General features: G+C 28.3%; 20 protein-coding genes and 1 riboswitch. Of the genes, 11 read left to right on the top strand and 9 right to left on the bottom strand.

Going from position 1 to position 20980, the window contains the following annotated elements; genetic code table 11:
• Positions 1 to 109: 109 nt before the first annotated feature.
• The 4 genes from T514_RS23605 to T514_RS0101095 form a co-directional block, all read right to left on the bottom strand.
• Positions 110 to 856, bottom strand: coding sequence for an acetamidase/formamidase family protein (locus T514_RS23605; protein ID WP_341350163.1), 747 nt, complete (start codon positions 854 to 856; stop codon positions 110 to 112).
• A gap of 323 nt (positions 857 to 1179) precedes the next feature.
• The gene (locus T514_RS0101105) at positions 1180 to 2442 is read right to left on the bottom strand and encodes a cytosine deaminase (RefSeq protein ID WP_027623084.1); all 1263 of its coding nucleotides are present in this window, start codon (positions 2440 to 2442) and stop codon (positions 1180 to 1182) included.
• Between the two features lie 20 nt (positions 2443 to 2462).
• Positions 2463 to 3728 (bottom strand): cytosine permease, encoded by a 1266-nt coding sequence (gene codB, locus T514_RS0101100; RefSeq protein WP_027623083.1) that lies wholly within the window; start codon positions 3726 to 3728, stop codon positions 2463 to 2465.
• A 210-nt stretch (positions 3729 to 3938) separates the two neighbouring features.
• Positions 3939 to 4802, bottom strand: a complete 864-nt coding sequence (locus tag T514_RS0101095) for a DegV family protein (protein ID WP_027623082.1) — start codon at positions 4800 to 4802, stop codon at positions 3939 to 3941.
• Positions 4803 to 4965: 163 nt separating this feature from the next.
• Between T514_RS0101095 and T514_RS0101090 the strand changes: the two genes are divergently transcribed.
• The 3 genes from T514_RS0101090 (at position 4966) to T514_RS0101080 (ending at position 7947) form a co-directional block, all read left to right on the top strand.
• Positions 4966 to 5952, top strand: a complete 987-nt coding sequence (locus T514_RS0101090) for a biotin--[acetyl-CoA-carboxylase] ligase (protein ID WP_027623081.1) — start codon at positions 4966 to 4968, stop codon at positions 5950 to 5952.
• Positions 5953 to 6177: 225 nt separating this feature from the next.
• A riboswitch (purine riboswitch) is annotated at positions 6178 to 6279 on the top strand.
• The gene (locus T514_RS0101085) at positions 6279 to 7340 is read left to right on the top strand and encodes a solute carrier family 23 protein (protein ID WP_027623080.1); all 1062 of its coding nucleotides are present in this window, start codon (positions 6279 to 6281) and stop codon (positions 7338 to 7340) included. Its footprint overlaps the riboswitch before it by 1 nt.
• A 40-nt stretch (positions 7341 to 7380) precedes the next feature.
• Positions 7381 to 7947 carry a phosphoribosyltransferase family protein gene (locus T514_RS0101080; protein WP_027623079.1) on the top strand — a complete coding sequence of 189 codons (567 nt, stop codon included), beginning with the start codon at positions 7381 to 7383 and terminating at the stop codon, positions 7945 to 7947.
• A gap of 34 nt (positions 7948 to 7981) precedes the next feature.
• Here T514_RS0101080 and T514_RS0101075 read toward each other — a convergent pair whose 3' ends face one another.
• The 3 genes from T514_RS0101075 to T514_RS0101065 form a co-directional block, all read right to left on the bottom strand.
• The gene (locus T514_RS0101075) at positions 7982 to 8752 is read right to left on the bottom strand and encodes a lysoplasmalogenase (RefSeq protein WP_027623078.1); all 771 of its coding nucleotides are present in this window, start codon (positions 8750 to 8752) and stop codon (positions 7982 to 7984) included.
• Between the two features lie 39 nt (positions 8753 to 8791).
• Positions 8792 to 9256 carry an RNA polymerase sigma factor gene (locus tag T514_RS0101070; protein ID WP_027623077.1) on the bottom strand — a complete coding sequence of 155 codons (465 nt, stop codon included), beginning with the start codon at positions 9254 to 9256 and terminating at the stop codon, positions 8792 to 8794.
• 121 nt (positions 9257 to 9377) lie between these two features.
• Complete coding sequence (locus T514_RS0101065) at positions 9378 to 10022, bottom strand: 4Fe-4S binding protein (protein ID WP_027623076.1); 645 nt, start codon at positions 10020 to 10022, stop codon at positions 9378 to 9380.
• Positions 10023 to 10196: 174 nt separating this feature from the next.
• Between T514_RS0101065 and T514_RS0101060 the strand changes: the two genes are divergently transcribed.
• The 6 genes from T514_RS0101060 (at position 10197) to T514_RS0101035 (ending at position 15086) form a co-directional block, all read left to right on the top strand.
• Complete coding sequence (locus T514_RS0101060) at positions 10197 to 10466, top strand: DUF1294 domain-containing protein (RefSeq protein WP_027623075.1); 270 nt, start codon at positions 10197 to 10199, stop codon at positions 10464 to 10466.
• A gap of 103 nt (positions 10467 to 10569) precedes the next feature.
• Positions 10570 to 10740, top strand: coding sequence for a hypothetical protein (locus T514_RS26875; RefSeq protein ID WP_169735788.1), 171 nt, complete (start codon positions 10570 to 10572; stop codon positions 10738 to 10740).
• 223 nt (positions 10741 to 10963) lie between these two features.
• Positions 10964 to 12265: an FxLYD domain-containing protein gene (locus tag T514_RS0101050; protein WP_027623074.1), complete on the top strand. Its 1302-nt coding sequence runs from the start codon at positions 10964 to 10966 to the stop codon at positions 12263 to 12265.
• A gap of 12 nt (positions 12266 to 12277) precedes the next feature.
• Positions 12278 to 13414, top strand: a complete 1137-nt coding sequence (locus T514_RS0101045) for a S1C family serine protease (RefSeq protein WP_051541683.1) — start codon at positions 12278 to 12280, stop codon at positions 13412 to 13414.
• Positions 13415 to 13578: 164 nt separating this feature from the next.
• Complete coding sequence (locus T514_RS0101040; protein WP_027623072.1) at positions 13579 to 13968, top strand: GntR family transcriptional regulator; 390 nt, start codon at positions 13579 to 13581, stop codon at positions 13966 to 13968.
• Entirely contained in the window at positions 13965 to 15086 is a 1122-nt protein-coding gene (locus tag T514_RS0101035; RefSeq protein ID WP_027623071.1) for a DUF1648 domain-containing protein, read from the top strand. Before T514_RS0101040 ends, T514_RS0101035 begins: the two co-directional genes overlap by 4 nt.
• A 164-nt stretch (positions 15087 to 15250) precedes the next feature.
• On the opposite strand, the gene amrS is transcribed toward T514_RS0101035, so the two are convergent.
• Together amrS and amrA are read right to left on the bottom strand one after the other, a co-directional pair.
• Positions 15251 to 16240, bottom strand: coding sequence for an AmmeMemoRadiSam system radical SAM enzyme (gene amrS / locus T514_RS0101030; RefSeq protein WP_027623070.1), 990 nt, complete (start codon positions 16238 to 16240; stop codon positions 15251 to 15253).
• Between the two features lie 170 nt (positions 16241 to 16410).
• A complete protein-coding gene (gene amrA / locus T514_RS0101025; protein WP_027623069.1) occupies positions 16411 to 17817 on the bottom strand; it encodes an AmmeMemoRadiSam system protein A in 1407 nt (468 codons plus the stop codon).
• Positions 17818 to 18027: 210 nt separating this feature from the next.
• Here amrA and T514_RS23600 point away from each other — a divergent pair, with 210 nt between their 5' ends.
• Both T514_RS23600 and T514_RS25490 read left to right on the top strand, forming a co-directional pair.
• Positions 18028 to 18375, top strand: coding sequence for a LapA family protein (locus T514_RS23600; RefSeq protein WP_051541681.1), 348 nt, complete (start codon positions 18028 to 18030; stop codon positions 18373 to 18375).
• A 61-nt stretch (positions 18376 to 18436) separates the two neighbouring features.
• Positions 18437 to 20929 carry an HD domain-containing phosphohydrolase gene (locus T514_RS25490; RefSeq protein WP_051541679.1) on the top strand — a complete coding sequence of 831 codons (2493 nt, stop codon included), beginning with the start codon at positions 18437 to 18439 and terminating at the stop codon, positions 20927 to 20929.
• Positions 20930 to 20980 lie beyond the last annotated feature (51 nt).

The following is a 20980-nucleotide window of genomic DNA, read 5'->3' as shown; positions in this document are numbered from 1 at the left end:
ATCCGATCTTTAGAATTCCCAAAGATCGGATAAAAAATTTTCATAAAAAATACTACCATTCTTAAATAACTTTTTATATTTATTCTTCTTTGTTAATATTTAACGTTCACTAAATTTTAAATTCATATATATTTAACTTCTTCTTAGGTAAGCATATTTTTACTGTAAGCAATGGATTAACCACTTGACTTATTCTTATGTCACAGGTGGCACTTACCAGTCTATAAGCATCTTCAAATTTTAGATTTAATTCGTTACTTAAAAAATCTACCATATCCTCTGCGGCTATCTTTATAGCTTCTTTATAATCTTTACCGCTAGATACAATAATTAAATAATCTTTACTATCTATCCTTGGTCTTTTTATAGTTTTACCTTTAATTATTGAAACTTTTATTCTCACTTTTCCCCCAATTTCAATACCGGTTCCACTAAGTTCGCCATCTCCCATAGAAGCATGTAAATCTCCTAATGCTAACTTTGCTCCTTCAACAAAAACAGGTAGATATACTTTTGATCCTATAGTTATCTCTTTTGTGTCCATGTTAGATCCATGATCTCCTGGAGTAACACAACGAATACTATCTTCCTTTGGCGCTACTCCAATTACTCCAATCATTGGATTTACAGAAATTTTAATATCTTCATTAAAGTATGCAAATCCATCTTTAACAGGAATTATTTTTGAATTTGGTTCCTTTATTTTATCTCCTAATACTCCTAATCCAATATTAGTTGTCATGACACCTTTATTATTTAATATAATATCATTTATTTCAACACATAAAATATCCCCTTCACAAGCGCCTTTAACCCATATTGGACCTACAGCACCATTTATCTTTGAGCCATCTATGTTAGGTCTTATATCTTTTTCAGTTCTTATTTGACCTCCAAATCAATCTTCTGTCTCTACCCAAAATACCTCACCATCCTCCACAAAATAATTAGCTTCATTTTTAGGGCTAAATTCATATATAGCCTTGTCTTTTTTTAACTCTTTCATTTATTTACCACCCCATCAGAAATATTTTAAATAAATCTGCTACATTATACATACTGCAATACAAATAAAGTTATACATTTTAAGATATATTCCTTACTGATAACATATATTATAAAAATTAAAATATATATAAAAAAACACCTGCAATTTTTGCAGATGTTTTTTATATATGTTTATCTAAAACTTATATTTTCTTCTTCTTGTAAAAATATTTTTGTGTCTCTAGGACTTGTTTTAGAAATTACTTCCCCATTTCTTATGGAATATAATACTGGAGATTGAAGTCTTACTACTTCAAACTCATTTTCTCCATCAAGTATTATTAAGTTTCCTGATTTACCTTCTTCTATACCATACTTGTTATCTATATTTAATGTTTTGGCACTATTTTTTGTAATAAGGTCTATAGAATTTTTAATTTCTTCATAGCCCATAAGCTGACATACATGTATGCCCATTTGAAGTACTTGTAGCATATTTCCTGTACCCATTGGATACCAAGGATCCATAATATCATCATGTCCAAAACATACATTTATGTTTTCTTGTATAAATTCCTTTACTCTAGTTATTCCTCTTCTCTTTGGATAAGAATCAAATCTTCCCTGAAGGTGAGTATTAACTAATGGATTAGCTATAAAATTAATTCCTGACATTTCTAATAATCTAAATAACTTATATGCATAAGCATTATTATAAGAATGCATTGCTGTGGTATGACTAGCGGTAACCTTATTTCCAATACCATACTCATAAGCCTTTGTGGCTACTACTTCAACAAATCTAGATTGCTCATCATCTATTTCATCACAATGAACATCTATTAATGTATCGTACTTTTTAGCTAACTTAAATATTTCTTCTATAGATTGTACACCATATTCTCTTGTGAATTCAAAATGAGGAATAGCACCTATTACATCTGCCCCCATTTTTAAAGCTTCCTCTAAAAGTTCTAATCCTTTAGGATAGGATAATATTCCTTCCTGTGGAAAAGCTACAATTTGCAAATCCACCCATTCTTTCATTTCTTCCTTTACTTGAAGCAAAGCTTTAAGTGCTGTTAACTTTGGATCCGTTACATCTACATGAGTTCTTACAAATTGAATTCCATTGGCTATTTGCCATTTTAAAGCCTTTTTTGCCCTATTTTTTACATCTTCTACTGTAAGATATTCTTTTCTTTCAGACCAACATTGAATTCCTTCAAATAAAGTACCACTAATATTCCATCTTGGCTCCCCTGCAGTTAAAGTTCCATCTAAATGTACATGTGGTTCTATGAAAGGAGGAAGTGCTAATCCTCCCCTTCCATCAATAATTTCTTCTTCTTCATTTACATCTATATGCTTGTCTACTTTTTCTATATTCCCATTTCTTATAAGAACTTGATATAACCCTTCTTTTCCTCTTAATCCTATATTCTTTATTAGCATACTATCACCCTTCCTTAAGTTTAAGCTGCTGCCTCATGCCTTTCTTTTATTTCTTTAGATTTCATCGCTTTTCCAATGATTATATAAGAAATTGCTCCTCCTAAAACTCCATATAGAGGGGTTATTCCAGGTATAACTTCTGCTGCCACAGTTCCTATTGTCCAGGAAACTATAGCATTCCAATTTACATTTTTAAACTTTGTTTCTTCAAACTTTCCATACATTTTTCTATTTACTATAAAGAAATCTGCAAGAATTACTCCTCCAATTGGTGGTATAGCTGAGCTTAAGAATGTAAGCCAACCCACAAAGTTATTGTAAAGCCACATTGCTGCTAAAGTTCCCACTATTCCATTTACAATAACCAATTTATTTTTAGGAATTTTAGTTATATTTGAAAACCCTAAACCTGAGGAATATATAGCATTATCATTAGTAGTCCATATATTTAAACCTAGTATTAATATAGCTGGTAATATAAGACCTTGAAGAAACATAACTTCTGATATATCAGATTTACCTGTAGCTGCTGCTCCTACTGCTCCAAAGATAAACATTAATGAATTTCCTAAAAAGAAAGCTATTACTGTAGTTAATACCCCAACTTTTTTAGTTTTCGCAAATCTTGTAAAGTCTGGAGTTAATGTTCCTCCACTTATAAATGATCCTACACACATAGTAAGTGCTGTAGCAAAAGCTAAAGTTTCTTTAGGCTGATAGTTCATAAGAACTGAAAATCCTCCTATGGAGTTAACAGCATTAATAGCTGAATAGCTTCCAAGTACCGCTATAGATGGTACTGCTAATATACTTATTATAGTTAAAGTTTTCATTCCAAAATACGCACTGGATGTCATAAGAAGACCTGCAATTAATACAAGTATATATGGATTTATTCCTGTTACCTTTTGAACTGGTAGTGCAAACATGGCAACTCCTACACCAAACCATCCTATTTGAGTGCCACCTAATAGAAATGATACTAGATAAGAACCTTTTTCTCCAAAAGAATATCTTGAAAGAAGATGAGTGGAAAGTCCAGTTTCACAGGATATATAGGCTAATGCACCTGTATACGCTCCTAGTATAAGATTTCCTGAAAGTACCGCCAAGGCAAAAGTTTTCATATCAAGACCGGTTCCTAGCTTTCCTCCTGTCCACATACTTGCTGAAAAGAAGGTAAATCCAAGCATTACTACCAACATAGATAAAAAGCCTTTCTTTTCTCCTTCTGGTACTACTGTTAGTGAAAAATCATGATCATAATTTGTATTTTGTGTACTCATTATTATTCCCCCATTCTATTAATGTGGAACAACTAGTACAATAAATAAAGGCTTTTGTCAAAATATCTGACAAAAGCCTAAAGTTACGCAAAACTCTAGAAGTATACACTACTTCTCTTATTACCTTTGCCAGCCTCGCAGGACTGCATTAAAAGTACTAGTTATTCATTTCTTGGAAAATTATCTCACAATATTTTTTCTTTGTCAATACTATATATCCAAATTTTCCATAGTATAGTAAGCAAGTCCAACAGCACCTGGACCTACATGAGTTCCTATTACAGGACCAATAGGACAAATATTTATATCTTTTCCTATAAAACTTTTTATTGTATCTGCTATTTCTTTTGCCTCTCCTTCACAATTTATATGATGTACAACAATATTGCCAAATTTATATTTTTTAATGTCCTGTAAGAAAACATTTATCATTTCATTAACAGCTTTCTTTTTCGTTCTAACCTTATCAAATATAGTTGTTTCTCCATCAACTACAGTTAATATAGGTATTATTTTTAATACTCTTCCTATAAGAGCTTTTGCCTCTCCTATTCTTCCTCCCTTTTTCAAATACTCTAGTGTATCTGGTATAAACAAAAATCTGCTCCTATTCATATTATCCTTGGCAGCTTTTGTTACCACTTCAATTGAAGATCCATTTTTTGCCTCCTTAGCTGCTTCAATTACACTAAAACCTAGTTGCATACAATTACTTCTTGAATCTATAATTTGTATTTTAGCATTTGGATATTCTTTTAATACCATATCTTTAGCTAAAAGTGCCGATGAATAAGTTCCACTCATTTCTGAAGAAATAAATATACCCACTACATCATTATTTTCCTTAATTAAGTTTAAAAAAGTCTCATACATTTCTCCTAAAGAAGGTTGAGATGACTTTGGAATTTCTTCTTTTTCATCTATCCTTTTATAAAAAGTAGTATTATCCACTTCAACCTCTTTAAAACTAATATCCTTGAATGCAATATTTAAAGATATTACCGAAATATCATAATCTTTTATTATTCTCTCATCAATATATGAAGTACTATCTGTTATTATTTTTACGCTCATGGTGAATTACTCCTTTGTTATTAATTATTTGTAATTTATATGAAACTTAGTTCATATAAATTATATCATTTTTTCTCGAAAAATAAACAATAATGGAATTAATTTAAAATATTGTTCAAATATAATGATATAATTATATTAATATTACTTAGGAGTGATTTTAGTGAAAGAAGAAATATTAAATTTACTTAAAAAAAATAGTAATTCCTTTATATCTGGGCAATATATCAGCGAAAAATTGGGAGTTACTAGAACTTCCATTTGGAAATATATGAATACCCTAAAAGAAGAAGGTTATGAGATTGAATCTGTATCTAAAAAAGGATATAAATTGATAGCTTCACCTGATATACTTACCTTTCATGAGATAAAAGAATATTTAAATACAAAATATATAGGTAAAAAACTTGTATATTTTAACTCAATAGATTCTACTAATACCAAAGCTAAAGAACTAGCATCCTTAGGAGAAGAAAATGGTACTGTAATTATTAGTGAAGAGCAAACTGGTGCCCGGGGCAGACTAGGCAGAAACTGGTGCTCTCCTAAAGGGAAAGGTATTTGGCTTTCTATTATTTTAAAACCAGATATAGATCCTATGAATGTAGCAAAAGTAACTCAAGTGGCTGGAGCTGCTGTTTGCAAATCCATTTTAGACATGGGAATAACTACTTATATAAAATGGCCTAATGACATAGTAATAAATAGTAAAAAGGTTTGTGGTATCTTAACAGAAATGAGTGGAGAACTAAATATGGTAAACTATGTGGTTTTAGGTATAGGCATAAATGTTAATATTGATCCACAAGAAATTCCTAAAGATTTAAAAGAGGTAGCTACATCTTTAAAAATTGAGGAAGGAAAAAGCATAAATAGAAAAGAGTTAACAGGAAAACTTCTAAACAATTTTGAGCTTCTTTATGATGACTTTTTAAGTAGCTCGTCATTAAATTCTTCAATAGAAATTTGTAAAAAATATTCTATATTGCTAGGAAGAAAAATTAAAATTATAAACAGAAATACCTCTACCCTAGGTAAAGCTATAGATATAGATAGTGATGGTAGACTTATAGTACAATATGAAAATGGAAAAACAGAAGCTGTAATCTCTGGTGAAGTGTCTATTAGAGGATTGTACGGCTATGTATAAAAAGTTAGAGAACTGATTTATTCGGTTCTCTATTTTTTTCACATATTAATATCAAGTGATTCTTACTTTAGATAGAATTTTTTTAAATGGAAGTATTAAGAATAATATTCATGGGCTAAATTCTGCAATATTTTCTCAAAATATTATACAATATTACATTAAAACCAACATTTTTACATTTATATATTGAAATTATTCGTATCATATGTTATAAATATTGTATGGTTAACCATAAATGTTCGTAATCATATATTTCTGGTAATACGGTCCAGTTGTATCTACGGGATTTCCGTAAAAAATCCCACTATGAAAGGAGACATATAAAAATGGAAATTTATTTAAAAGATTTATTAGCAATCATAAGTGTACTATTAAACGGCCTTCCTCAAGGTCTTCTAGCACTTTCATTTGGGTTTGCTTCTGTTCCTACAGCACTAGCTTTTCTTGTAGGAGCTATTGGAAATACCATGGTAGGCTCTGTAGCCCCTATTTCTTTCCAGGCAGAAACCATAACTTTAGCAGGAACAATAGGTGATAATTTAAAAGAAAGACTTTCCATGATTTTTTATGGTGGTTTAATTATGACCATTATTGGTATCTTCGGTCTACTTGAAAAGATAGTAACTTTTATTGGACCTGTTATTACATCTGGAATGATGGCTGGTGTTGGTATAATGCTAGCAAAAGTTTCTATAGAAATGACTAAGAAAAATAAAATTATAGGTTCTATTTCTACCATATCTGGAGTTATAACTTATTTTTTAACTAAGGATCTAGTATATACTATAACCGCTTCTGTTGTTCTATCTAGTATATTCGTTAACATTTCCAATAAAAATTTTCACAATCATTCTGTTGAGAAAGAAAAAATAACATTTCAAAAACCTATTATCTCCCCAAAAATACTACGTGGAGCATTAGGAATGGTTTGTCTTAATATCGGGGCTAATATTGCCTTTGGAAAAATAACGGGAGAAATAGCTAATTCTAATGTGAATATAGACAAGCTTTCTATAATAAGCAGTGTAGCAGATATGGCATCTTCTGCCTTTGGAGGAGGCCCTGTAGAATCCATTATATCTGCCACAGGTAGTGCACCACACCCTGTTATGTCTGGAGTAGTTATGATGCTTATAATGGCTTTAATTTTAGTAACAGGACTACTACCAAGGATAGGTAAATACATTCCTGCAGAATCCATATCTGGTTTCTTATTTGTACTAGGTGCTATAGTAACAGTACCTGGCAATGCAGCTTCAGCTCTTACTTCCACATTGCCAAACGGACAACTTATAGGCGGAGTTACTATGGCTGTTACTGCTATTTCAGATCCATTCTTTGGTATGTTAGCAGGAATTGCAATAAAAATTTTATTACCAAGCGTATAGATTTACAGAGTAGTTTAATATAAAATAGGAGGACTTTAAAATGAGTAACACATATACATTAAATATTGCAGGGGTAAAAAGAGAATTACCCTTAATTAAAATAAATGAAAATCTTACTATAGCTAGCTTTGTTATATTAGGAGATACTGAACTTATAGCTAAAACTGCCCCTCTTCTCGCTAAAAAATTGCCAAAAGTTGATGTACTAGTTACTGCAGAGGCAAAAGGAATTCCTTTAGTCTACGAAATATCAAAGATTTTAGAAATGAAAGAATATATAGTAGCAAGAAAAAGTATAAAACCATATATGGATGCTCCAATTGTAGATGAAGTTGTTTCTATAACCTCTCAAAAGAAACAAATACTTTGTTTAGATGGATTAGATGAAAAAAAAATAAAAGGAAAGAAGGTTGCTATAATAGATGATGTTATAAGTACTGGAGAATCTCTACTTGCTGTAGAAAGATTAGTAGAAAAAGCAGGAGGGATAATAGTAGCAAAAGCTGCCATTCTTGCTGAAGGCGATGCACATAAAAGAGGAGATATAATATTTTTAGAAAAACTTCCTCTGTTTCCAGGGAACTATTTAGGATCAAGTGATTTCTAAATTCCTATAAAAAAGAACATACTAAGTGGTTTTATCACTTAGTATGTTCTTTTTTATAACCATATATATTGTATCCGCTTAAAGCTAATAATAATTGAGATGGTGCATAAAAAAACCATATTAAAAATCCAGTTACATTCTTAAGAAAATAATCCTTGGGAAATCCACTCATAAACCTCAAAACATTGTATACACCAACATTTATATCACATAAAAAAAATAATATCATTCCAATAAAAATAAAATATTTAGATGCATCTGAATAATAATCACTCTTTGAAACAGAAAATGCTCTTATTAAACTAGTTAAAAGTAATGAAAAATATACGGCTGCTATGAATAATAGCTTCCTATCTGTTTCTTTTAAATACAAAAGCGAAACATTATTTACATTAAAAGTTATAAAAAAGTTTGTTAATAAAAATAAGCTTATCAAAATAATATTATTTCTTTTGTCTTTAGGCTTTTTACTATGCCTTTTTATATAACTTAACTGCACTATACAAAAAAATAGCACTCCTAAAGTATAGTTTCCTATAAAAGTCAATGTAAAATCTGCTAACGCAGTAAAGAACAGTGCGGTTATTAAATATATTTTGTCATATTTACTATAATCATAATCACCAATAAATAAAGCTATAAGAAAATTTAGTAATATGCACATATATTTTATAAGATAACTAGGATTATTTACCGCGTTGCCATATTTTAAATCCATGAATAAAAAAGAGATGTATAGTATTAGATAAATCACTACAATAACTCTAACTCCTAAAAGACTTTGTCTTCTAAACAACTCTTTCATTCACTAACTCCTTTTTCATTGCTCTGATGCCAAATTCTCCTAATGCTGCCTTACCATATCACTTTCTTTTTTATAATTCTGTATTATAAATCTATATTTTCTTCTTGCACTTAATTCACTTATATTTAGTATTTCCCCAATATCATTAAAAGATAATTGTACTTTTAATTTTTTCAATAGTAAAATGCATTTGTCCTCCATATTTAATAAGTTTAAATAATTGTTCTTAACTTCAATATTTTTATTTTCTCTTATATATAATTTATATTCTTCTACTGCTATATTTAATACCCAATTAAGTAACTTATAATTTATATTATACTTATATAAATTATTATATACTTTAATAAATACCCTTTTACATATTTCCTTAGAGCAACTCTCCTCCCCAACTAAAGCATATATAAATATATATACTATTTTTTCATATTTATATATTAATTTATCAAAGTAATCGTATTTACCATTTAGTATTTCCCTAACCATGGTAATATCCTCATACATATATTATCCTCCTACATAAAAACTCTATATCTTAATTATATAATAACCCACTTGTATACTGTTTAGGTAACAAAATGGTAACAATAGAGGATGATTTTTTCTACAAAATCATCCTCTATAATTAAACTTCTATATAGTTTTTAGGACAAGTTATTGCACACTTTCCACACTTTATGCAATCTACATTATTTATTATTCCCTCATCTTTATATTGGTATGGAGCAATATTCATAGGACATTTTTTTTCACAAATCTTACAGCTTATACAACTATTATTTATCTTTATATAGCTGTTATTTTTCTTTAAACGTGTTATTAATGCAGCTAAACTTCCCATGGGACAAAAATTACACCAAATTCTACTGTTATAAAAAAACGAAAGAGATATGCCTACTAAAGTAGTTACTACTATCATTCTATAAAATACCATGCCTATACCATAAAGATTTCCCCAATTACTATATACCCCTGCGCCAAACATATAAAACATAAAAATTATTACTATCCCTCTAAAATATGGACTCGTAAAAAATTTAGCTGATTTTTTATTATTACTAAATCTTGAAACCACTCTATCATAAAAGTTTCCTCTTGGACAAATATTTCCACACCAATACCTTCCTTTTCTCATTAGTGCAAATACAATAGGTGCTAGCATACATATGATAGCTACAATTGAAAATCTAAAATCAACTAAACCTAATATTAAAAATACAATTAAGATAATATATGAGTAATTACTCCAAAAATTTTTTATCTTATTCATTTATATTCCTCCTAATATAATTACTATACCCCCGTATGGTATAATTATAATTTAAGTCATTTCTTTTGTCAATAAAAAAGTTATTACTATTCCATCCTATCCACTTATAGTATAATTTAATTAAATAAGAGATTATGCTATAATGCTATTCTTGATACAATTAGGAGGCAAAATATGAAATACATTTTATACTACTTAATTTTTATAAATTTATATGGAATACTCTCTATGGGTATAGATAAAAATAATGCAATAAAAGGTAAATGGAGAATTCCTGAAAACAAACTATTTTTTATAGCTTCTATTTTTGGTAGTTTAGGTATACTTTCAGGTATGTATATATTTAGACATAAAACAAAACATAAAAAATTCACTTTAGGTATTCCTTTAATATTTATTCTTCAAGGTGTTATTATGATTAAATATATTATAAGTATTAAATAACATATTTTTAAAAACATATTTTTAAACTTGTTGGATAAACTATTAATATCACATTACCTTTTTCCACAATACACTGTAATAAGTATTCCAAGGAGTGATTTTTATGGATAATAATAAAAGCCATTTAAAATCCGATCATAAAAGTAATGCTGAACTTAGAAAGATGTTCCCAAAAGATGGAGCAAATATAGGCATTGAAGATGGGGAGAAAAAAGGCTCCCACTCCAATGGTAGTAAATTTACCAAACGATCCAAACTTTCTCACCATCATTAATTTAAATATTAAAATAAGCTGTGATAGAATCTAATCACAGCTTATTTTATTCTTATCTATATTGTTCTCCCTTATATACACATTAAATATAATTATTCCATATATATTACTATGTTTCAAATTACCATATACAAATTTACTATAAATAATATAAAATACTAAGTGTATTATTTTTTATGATATACTTCAATAGACGATAAATATTATTAAGGAGGTTTTTAATATGATTTGTCCTGATTGTGGTCATTACTTGAATACTGAAGATAAATTTTGCCCTAACTGTGGAAGCAAAATATCTTTAGATAATATAGATAATAAAAATAACATATATTCAAAATTAGATGAAGAAGATAAAAATAGCAAAACTTTGCTTATGACTCCTATATGGAATGAAGAAAATTTACCTGATTCTTTAAAGAATGTAATTTCACCAAAAGATTTAGATATTGAAGAACAGATTATAGAAGAAGACTATTCTAGTGATAATGGTAAATCTGTTTTTCTATTTCCAATTATATCTGCTTTAATTGCTTGTAGTGTAGTTGTCATAACCTATAGCTATGAACATTATACTAATTGGAAAACTCTTTCTATACAAAAACAAGCTGAGAGTTTAGCTCTTTCTGGTGATATTGATAAATCTCTTTCTCTAATAAATGATGAACTAGGTAAAAGACCTAATTATGAATCACTACAAGTTGACTTAAAGTTTTTGAATAATGGAAAAAATATTTATAACACCTTAACCGAAGTAGATAAACTTACTAAACAAAATAAATTGGATGAGGCTTTAGATTTAGTAACTCGTACTGAAAAATCTTTATCTAATGCTAGCGGCCCATTTTTTAAAAACTTAAATAAAAAAGTAATAGAAAAGAGAAATGTTGTATCACTAGCTCTAGTAAAAAATGAAATGAAAAATAAAAAAAGTCTTGAAGAATTAATTCCATTGTATGAAAAAGTTTTAGTTATAGATACAGAACAAAGTAAAAAACTTTTAAATGAGTTAAAAAATCAAATTTGTAATATTGCCTATAACAATGCTAATGAATACTTAAATAAAAAAAATTTTGATACTGCTTTAACAGAGATTAATAAAGGGTTGCAATTTGATAAAACTGATAAAAAACTTTTATCTTTATCCAAAATAATACAAGAAAAAAAGAATAAATTTGAACAAGAAGAAAAGAAACGAATTGAACAAGCCATAGCTTCTGCTGTTGAAGAAGAAAATAAGAATCAAATAAACTCAGTTAAAGTATTAAATAGCACTAGTAACACAAATTCAAATGGAGATTTTATTGTTAGTGGAGAAATAAAAAACATAGGAACAAAACCTATTTACTCTATTAAAATATTTTATGATATATATAATTCAAATGGCCAAGTTATTGCCTCCTTTTCCACCTTTGTATATCCAAATTATTTACATCCAGGTGACAAAGGGAAATTTGAATTTACCCATTACGACTTAAAAAATGCCCAAAAAATACAAGTAACAAAATCTACTTGGTCTGTTGAATAAGGAGGGATATATGTGAAAAAAAATAATACTAAAATTATTTTATCCGCTTTGGTGTCTACATTATTTGTATCCTTTGGTTTATTTGGTTCATATATAATACATAAAAATATGAAATATTCTTCTTTATCAGCAAATTCTTCTTTGGGAACTTTACATGATTTAAGTTCAATAAATAGTAACAATAATAACTTTATGGATAATTTAAGTGAAAATCAGAAATCAGTGGTATCTATATATGCCAATACAGATAAAGGTCTTAGTCAAGGGTCAGGCTTTTTATATAATAATAATGGAGACATTATTACCAATGCTCATGTAGTTGGTGATGCAAAAGATTTAAGAGTACGAATGGCCGATACAACCATATATCTTGGTACTGTAATAGGAAAATCTACTAGCTTAGATGTGGCCCTAATTAGAGTACCTGCTCTTAAAGGAAAAACTCCACTAAAAATAAATAAAGATTATAAAGCATCCTTAGGAGACAATATAATTGCAATTGGAAGCCCTCTTGGTCTTGAAAATACAATAACTACTGGAATAATAAATGGATTAAATAAATCCTTCGCCATAGAAAATTATAATTATAAAAATATGTACCAAATTACTGCCCCTATTGATAATGGCAGTAGCGGAGGCCCTCTTATAGATAAAAAAACCGGACAAGTAATAGGCATAAATTCCGCCAAATCTGGCGGAAACTCTATAGGATTTAGTATTCCTATAAATCAGGTTTTACAGGATGTAGAAGCTTGGTCAAAAAATCCTGCTGTACTTGTAACCACAGATGTTACACCAAAATATAGATATGAAGATATGGAAGATAAGAAAATCTCCTCTGAATATCTTATAAAATATTTTTATGATTGCATTAACTCTCAGGATTATGTAGCTGCTTACACTTTACTTGGCAGCGAGTGGCAGTCTAAAACAAATTATAATTTATTTAGAAAAGATTTTTTATCTACAAGAAGCATTGAAATACTAAATTTAACCTCTAGTGCTAATTCAGATAATTCTATAACGGTTGTTGCAAAAATAAAGACTAAAGATAATACTAATTCTAATACTTATAAAATTACCTATATCATTGACTACGAAAATAATGTATTAAAGATATTAAAAGAAAATGTTGAAAAATTAAAGTAAACAAATTATATTCCCCTATAAATAGCACTATAGGGGAATTTTTTTATTAATTTCTCAGATTGTTTTTTTATTATATCTGTTATAGTATATGTATAACAGATATAACAAACATTTTAAATACTAGCGTATCTATCACAGTAATCTTTTTATCGGAGGTGTTTTTAGTGCTATTAAAAATAGACTTTGAAAGTGATATTCCAATATATGTGCAAATAAAAAATGGAATACTGCAAGGGCTAGCTAAAGGTGAACTTTCACCAGGAGAAAATCTCCCGTCAGTTAGGCAGTTAGCAGAAGATATAGGTATAAATATGCATACTGTAAACAAAGCCTATAATCTTTTGAAAAATGATGGATTTCTCACAATAGACAGAAGAAAAGGAGCCGTTATAAATGATAAAACTTCTTCCCTAACAAATGAATATAAAGTTTTATTAGAGGAAAATTTAAAATCTATAATAGCAGAAGCTTTTTGTAAAGGAATTTCACAAGAAGAATTTTTATATACTTGTAAAAATATATTCAATGTATATCAGGAGGGAAATAAAAAATGACAGGACAAACTTATTATATTTTATACAATATTTTTACTTTACTAATTATATTTTTCCTAAATTTATTTATGCCAAGACTTACAAGAAAAGAAATATTCTTTGGAGTTAGAATACCTGAAAAAGAATTAGATAATATAAAACTAAAAACTGCTGAAAGTATATATATAAAAATATGTTTAATTTTTGGAATACCCTATATAGCTATACTAAGCTATCTAATGTACGCTTATACAGAAAATCCTCTTATATTTACTTTTGGAATGTTACTATATCTTTTTATAAACTTTATAATTTACTATATAACCCACAATAAAGTAAAAAATATCAAAAGTACTTATGGTTGGGATAAAGGAAAGCAACAAATAGTTACTATAGATACAAATTTCACTATGAATAAAACTAAAAACATTCTTGTATCTCCACTGTGGTTTTTAATTCCTCTTATTTTAATAATACTAAATATAATTATAGGTTATAATGTCTATCCAAATTTACCTGAAAATCTTCCTATTCATTGGAACTTTGCTGGAGAGATAGATAGATACACAACTAAATCTACTACAATAATATATCAATTTCCTTTAATTCAATTTTTCATGCTAATAGTTCTATTCTTTTCATATAAAAGTATTGGTTGGTCAAAGCAACAGATATCCTCATCAAATCCCGAGGAGTCTTTAGAAAAGAACAGAATTTTTAGACGAATTTGGTCTGGCTATATGGTATTTGTCTCTATAATGATGCAAATTATTTTTACCTTCGCCAATATGACTACACTTTTAGTAATTAAAGTTAGTGGATCTATTATTATGCTGTCAGTACTAATACTAACTACTATAATAGTAATAGTTTCTGTTGTACTTACTGTAAAAACAGGGCAAGGTGGCAGCAGAATAAAATTAAAAAATGGAACTGATTCGACTACAATAATTACAGAAAGAAATGATGATAAGTATTGGAAATTTGGAAGCTTTTATGTAAACAAGGACGATCCTTCTATATTTGTAGAAAAAAGATTTGGCATAGGTTGGACAATTAATTTTGGAAGAATTGAAGGTGTTCTTATAATTATTGTTTTATTAGCTTTTATTCTATTAATGCCACTTGTTTTAAAATAAATGCACTATACTTTTTCAGAGTGCAGATAAGGTTGCTTTTTCTTCCGCTGGGACTCCAGAAAAACTTTAAATTAAGTTTTAAAATTATCATTTATTATTTAAAAATACTCATTCAATAAATTTTTATATTAAAATAGTGGGCGGTTTCTATACCACCCACTATTTTAATTATCAATTACTATATTTATATGCTGTTGACATTTTGGACATTGGTTTTCCTGGATCAATATTTCTGTAAAATATCCTTCCCTTTTCACTAGCAATTCTCCACATTTAGGACAATAGGTATTATTATCAACCCCTGGTAAATTACCTATATATACATAATTTAAATACTTCTTGCCTATTTCTCTAGCTCTTATTACTCTTCCTATAGGTGTAGCTTCTTCTTTAAATTTATAAGTTGGATAATATCTTGAAAAATGTAGGGGTATATCCCTGCTCACAGATGCTACCCATCTACATAATTCTTCTACTTCTTCTTCAGAATCGTTGTAATCATTTATTAATAATGTAGTAATTTCTACATGGCACTCCTCTGCTGCAATTTTAATATTATTTAGTACGGTTTCTATGTCTCCCAAACATATCTTTTTATAAAATTCCTCTTTAAAGGCTTTTAAGTCTATATTAAATGCAGATATATATGGAAGTAATGTTTTTAAAGCTTTGGTAGAAATATATCCATTACTTATCATAACCAAATCTAATTTTTTATCTTTTGAAGCATCACATACATCTCTTATATATTCATACCATATGGAAGGTTCATTATAAGTAAAGGATATTCCTATGTTACTTCCAATTTGTTGTGCTAACTCTATAAGCTTTTGTGGTGATATATATTCACTTCTATATTTATCTTGAGATATGGTATAGTTTTGACAAAAACCACATTTAAAATTACATCCAAAACTTCCTACAGATAAAATATTACTACCAGGCTTGAAATGATATAATGGCTTTTTCTCTATAGGATCTAATGCCATAGAAGTAACTTCACCATAATTTATAGTATAAAGTTTATCTCCTTCTCTTTTTCTTCCCTTACATATACCCATCTGTCCTAATGAAAGCCTACAATTATGTGGACAAAGTTCACATAAAATCTTATCTTCCTGTAAGGTTTTATAAAAGGATGCTTCTTTATCCATGAAAACACCACCACCTTATAAAAAAATTGTATCCATTTTTTTAGAGTACAGATGATAAAAATTTATTTTCGGTATATTAAAATAAATAATTTAAAATTTTTCGCAGAAAAATTCTCTTTATCTGTCCTCTGTACTCTTTGCTCTGTACTCTAAAAGTTGCAACGCAACTTTTAATAGTGTCTTATTACTTCAAATCTTTCTATAGTATATTTTTCATGCGGTTCTATGTTAGCTTTTCTAAGTGATATGTTTAATTGCTCTTCTATAGTATCAACCCCATCTAAATCAGGTAATAATAATCCTGTTTTAGAACCACTTCTAACTATTACTCCATATTTTTTCGGATCCAAGTCTTTCTTCCCACATGGTTCTCCAGACATAATTTCATCTACAGAATAAGTAAGACAATCTAACTCTTCTTTTCTTACTGGAGTAAATCTAGGATCCATACTACCTGCCTCCACAGCATTTCTTATAATTTCCTCAGCTATATTATCTGTGGTAGGTGCTATAGTACCAATACATCCTCTTAACACTCCATCCTTCTTTAAAGAAACAAAAACTCCTCTTTTTTCATTAAGCATTTCATCATCTATATATGAAGGAACTTCTATATATTTACCAGTATCTATAAATCCCTCCAAAGACTCTCTAGCAAGCTTTACATGTATACTTTCTTGTCCTCTTATTTTGCTTATTTCCTCTTTTTTTCTTTTTTCTATTTTATCTATAATATTTTCTTTTGAGGATTCTTCATTAACATTAAAATTCATTACCCCATACCCAATACCAAATGGCCCTTCATAGGATAAGATATTTCCTGAAAAATTTCTTCCAGCGATAGCTCCAAGTAAAATGTAGAAAGATCTTAAACCACATTCTCCTGCTGCTTCTGCTAAACCTTTATCTAGACTAAATATTTCTTCGACCTGTCCTTTTTCCAGTAAAGATATTATCTTCTCATCAAAAATTTTACCTTCTTTCATATATCCATAGGGGCCCTCATGGCTTAATTTATGAGATAAATCTCCTGACGCAATAATTACTGCATTAAAGTTTGATTTTTCTACTGCCTCATTAATAATTTCACCAAACCTATATAACTCTGTATCATAAAGTAATCCATAGGTTATATGTACTATTTTATATCCACTATACTTCTTATTTATAAAATATAATGGCACCATAGCTCCATGATCTAATCCTTCTTCAACATCATATAATACTGCTCTTTCTTTATCTATTAAAATAGTAGATATACCCTCCCCATGAGCTTTTATAAATATATCCTCTGTAAGAGATCTGTTTGCCTGTAATCTAATTTTAACTTCATCAACCCCGAAATCACCAAAACTTCCCACAAATTCTTCCTCATCTCTAATTGCTATAGCATCCTTAAATATAGGTCCATGTGGTGTAATGATAATTATAGTATCTGGCTTAAGTTTTCCTATTTCTTCTGATACCTTGTAACACGCATCTATAGTTTTTTTAGCTTTTTTTTCCTCCCCTTTTCCTACCTCTTGGATAATGATAGGAGGATGAGGCATAATATAATATCCTAAAATTTTTCCCATAAAAACATCACCTCATAAAATAATTTTTTTCCCTTAATATTATTAATAATAATTCCATATAATATTCATATTTCCAATGAAGCATAAAAATTATAAAACCTAAAACGTTATTTTTTGTTAAAAATATGCTATAATTGTTGTATAATAAATGATTTTGTATTAAATTGTTATAACCTGATACTTTATTTTTAACAAAAAAGGAGGATTATTATGCAATTTGGATTTATCTTATCTCTAGTATTTGCCATTTTAATAACTATCTTTGCTATACAAAACTCATCAATTATTACAGTAAGTTTTCTTTTTGCAAAACTTGAAATTTCACAAGCTTTAATAATATTTATATCTGTTATTTTAGGTGCACTAATTATAATGCTTCTAGGTTTAAAAAGAGAATTTTCCTTAAAACATAGTAATAAGCAATTAACTAAAAAATTAGATGAAATTAAGCTAGAAAATTCGAATTTACTAAAAGAAAATAAAGAATTAAAAGAAGAGTTAGAAAAGGCTAAAAACCTAAACCTTATTGAAACAGAATGTAGCATAGATAAAGAATAATTTTATATGTTATAATAGTGAAATTAATCCAATAATTATATATCGGAAGCAGGTGCCACATTTGAAAATAAGAAATAAAGTTGCTATTATAATGTTTACATCACTATTATTTTTAATAATAATATCTTATATAGTTATTAACAAATATTTATTGGCAAATTTAAAGCACACAGAAATAAATACTATTACATATAAACTAAATGAATGTGAAACTTTAATTAGAAATAATATACTAAACTTAGAGGCAATTAATAGAGATTGGTCAGCCTGGAATGATACCTTAGATTTTGTAAAAAATAAAAACAAAAACTATATTGATACTAACTTAAATGAATCAACTCTTGGTGATTTAAATTTAAATATATTTGTAATTTTAGATAATAATAAAAATATAAAGTATATAAAATATTATGATTCATTTGATAAAAATAATTCAGAAATGCCTAAAAGCTTGTTATATTATATTGAAAAAGAAAAAAACTTACTTTGCAATCATGAAAATTTGCGCAGTAGTACCTCAGCACTTATATGTATTGATGGTAGACCTGCTATAATATCTTCTCTTCCCATTACTGATAGTACTTATAAAACTCCTAAAGCTGGGGCTTTAATTATGGGAAGATTCTTAGATAAATCGTTTATAGAAATGCTTCAGGGAATATTCTCCTGCAATATAAGCATAAAACCAATTACCTCTTTACAAAAAAGTGACACTGGATTGATTGTAAATAATGTGGCTTTTAATAAATCAGCCTCAGGTATAATAAAAACTAATGTATTTCCTGCAAATGAGAATATAATAAAAGGTTATTCCATATTAAAGGGAGTAGATTCTTCACCTCTATTATTATTAGAACTGCAAATGGATAGAAGCCAATATAAAGAGGGAGTAAGGTCTTTAAAATTATTTTCAACTTTGTTGGTATTATGTACTTTTATTCTTTTTATAATTTGTAATATACTTCTTAAAATATTTATAATATATCCAATAGAAGATATAAGTAATGGAATAAAAAATATAAACCTCAAGAATAACTTTTTCAATAAGTTGAAAGTTAAAAGAAATGATGAAATTGGAAACTTAGCACAAACAACAAATAATATGCTTATAAAAATAGAGGATAGTAATAAAATAATTTATGAAAATGAAAAACAACTTTCTATGGTACTACAAGGAGCTAATGCTGGTTTTTGGGATTGGAATATAAAATATGACTATGTAAATTTAAGCAAAAGATTTTATTCAATTCTAGGATATGAACCCGAAGAAATACATCCTAATTTAAAATTCCTTACTTCTTTAATACATGAAGAAGACTTAGCATATTTTTCAAGCTTGTTTAAACAAAACCTCTCTAAAATCAGAGATAGCGTTGTTATTGAACATAGAGTTCTTACAAAAGGTAATAAATATAAATGGATACTTACCCAAGGAAAAGTAGTAGAATATGACTCCTGTAATAATCCTATAAGAATGGCAGGTATAATTACAGATATAGATGATAAAAAACTTTCAGAAGAACAATTAAAATATTTAACCTACTATGATAAATTGACAGGAGCTTTTAATAGAGGCTATTATGAATATAATTTAAGTAAATTAAATCATTGTACTGAACTGCCTATCTCAATAATAATTGGAGATATAAACGGATTAAAGATTACTAATGATACTTTTGGTCATGAACAAGGAGATAAACTTTTAAAAGAGGCAGCCAATATATTAAAATCTTCCATTGGGTCTAGTGGATTAGTTTACCGTTGGGGTGGAGATGAATTTGTTATAATTTTAAAAAACACGGATGAAACTATGGCAGAGGATATATGTAAAAGAATAAAGCTCAATTGCAAGGATAAAGATATACAATCTATAAAAGTAAATATAGCTTTAGGATATGCTACAAAATATACGATGAATACAGATTTAAATTGTGTGATAAAAGAAGCAGAAGAAAAAATGTATAGAAATAAGCTTCTTGAAGGAGAAAGTTGTAGAAATAGCATTATTGCTTCTTTAACAAAAACTCTTTGGGAAAAAAGTCATGAAACTGAAGAACATGGTTTAAGAATATACTCTATTTGTGAGAGAATAGGAACAAAATTGAGCTTAACTTCCTCACAACTTGATGACCTTTATATTCTAGCTAAATTACATGACATAGGTAAAATTGCAATTCCAGACCATATCCTTAACAAGCCAGGTCCTCTTACAGATAAAGAATGGGAAGTTATGAAGACACATTCAGAAATAGGTTATAGAATTGCATGTTCATCTCAGGATTTAAATCCCATTGCTTATGAAATACTTACTCATCATGAAAGATATGATGGTACAGGCTATCCTAAAGGTCTCAAAGGTGAAAAAATCCCCTTACTGTCTAGGCTGCTTTCTATAGTTGATTCATTTGATGTAATGATTCATGATAGGCCATATAAAAAAGCTTTATCTTTTGATGAAGCTATAGAAGAGTTACGTAGACATGCTGGAACTCAATTCGACCCAGACTTAGTTGAAATTTGTATAGAAGTGTTTCAAGAATTAACTTCACATTAAAAATTTTAAATGATTATCTTGTATTGCTCTAGGGAAAATTTTTAATTTAAA

The organism is Clostridium lundense DSM 17049 (assembly GCF_000619945.1).
In the GTDB taxonomy this organism is placed as follows: Bacteria; Bacillota; Clostridia; order Clostridiales; family Clostridiaceae; genus Clostridium_AO; species Clostridium_AO lundense.
This window is presented reverse-complemented; position numbering and strand designations above follow the sequence as displayed.

Excerpts from the sequence above, each read along its gene's own strand:
- T514_RS23600 (WP_051541681.1), top strand. The coding sequence starts at position 18,028 with ATGCAATTTGGATTTATCTTATCTCTAGTATTTGCCATTTTAATAACT.
- codB (WP_027623083.1), bottom strand. The coding sequence starts at position 3,728 with ATGAGTACACAAAATACAAATTATGATCATGATTTTTCACTAACAGTA.
- T514_RS0101065 (WP_027623076.1), bottom strand. The coding sequence starts at position 10,022 with ATGAATAAGATAAAAAATTTTTGGAGTAATTACTCATATATTATCTTA.
- amrS (WP_027623070.1), bottom strand. The coding sequence starts at position 16,240 with ATGGATAAAGAAGCATCCTTTTATAAAACCTTACAGGAAGATAAGATT.
- T514_RS0101085 (WP_027623080.1), top strand. The coding sequence starts at position 6,279 with ATGGAAATTTATTTAAAAGATTTATTAGCAATCATAAGTGTACTATTA.
- T514_RS0101095 (WP_027623082.1), bottom strand. The coding sequence starts at position 4,802 with ATGAGCGTAAAAATAATAACAGATAGTACTTCATATATTGATGAGAGA.
- T514_RS0101080 (WP_027623079.1), top strand. The coding sequence starts at position 7,381 with ATGAGTAACACATATACATTAAATATTGCAGGGGTAAAAAGAGAATTA.
- T514_RS0101105 (WP_027623084.1), bottom strand. The coding sequence starts at position 2,442 with ATGCTAATAAAGAATATAGGATTAAGAGGAAAAGAAGGGTTATATCAA.
- T514_RS0101075 (WP_027623078.1), bottom strand. The coding sequence starts at position 8,752 with ATGAAAGAGTTGTTTAGAAGACAAAGTCTTTTAGGAGTTAGAGTTATT.
- T514_RS0101060 (WP_027623075.1), top strand. The coding sequence starts at position 10,197 with ATGAAATACATTTTATACTACTTAATTTTTATAAATTTATATGGAATA.
- amrA (WP_027623069.1), bottom strand. The coding sequence starts at position 17,817 with ATGGGAAAAATTTTAGGATATTATATTATGCCTCATCCTCCTATCATT.
- T514_RS26875 (WP_169735788.1), top strand. The coding sequence starts at position 10,570 with ATGGATAATAATAAAAGCCATTTAAAATCCGATCATAAAAGTAATGCT.
- T514_RS0101050 (WP_027623074.1), top strand. The coding sequence starts at position 10,964 with ATGATTTGTCCTGATTGTGGTCATTACTTGAATACTGAAGATAAATTT.
- T514_RS0101070 (WP_027623077.1), bottom strand. The coding sequence starts at position 9,256 with ATGTATGAGGATATTACCATGGTTAGGGAAATACTAAATGGTAAATAC.
- T514_RS0101035 (WP_027623071.1), top strand. The coding sequence starts at position 13,965 with ATGACAGGACAAACTTATTATATTTTATACAATATTTTTACTTTACTA.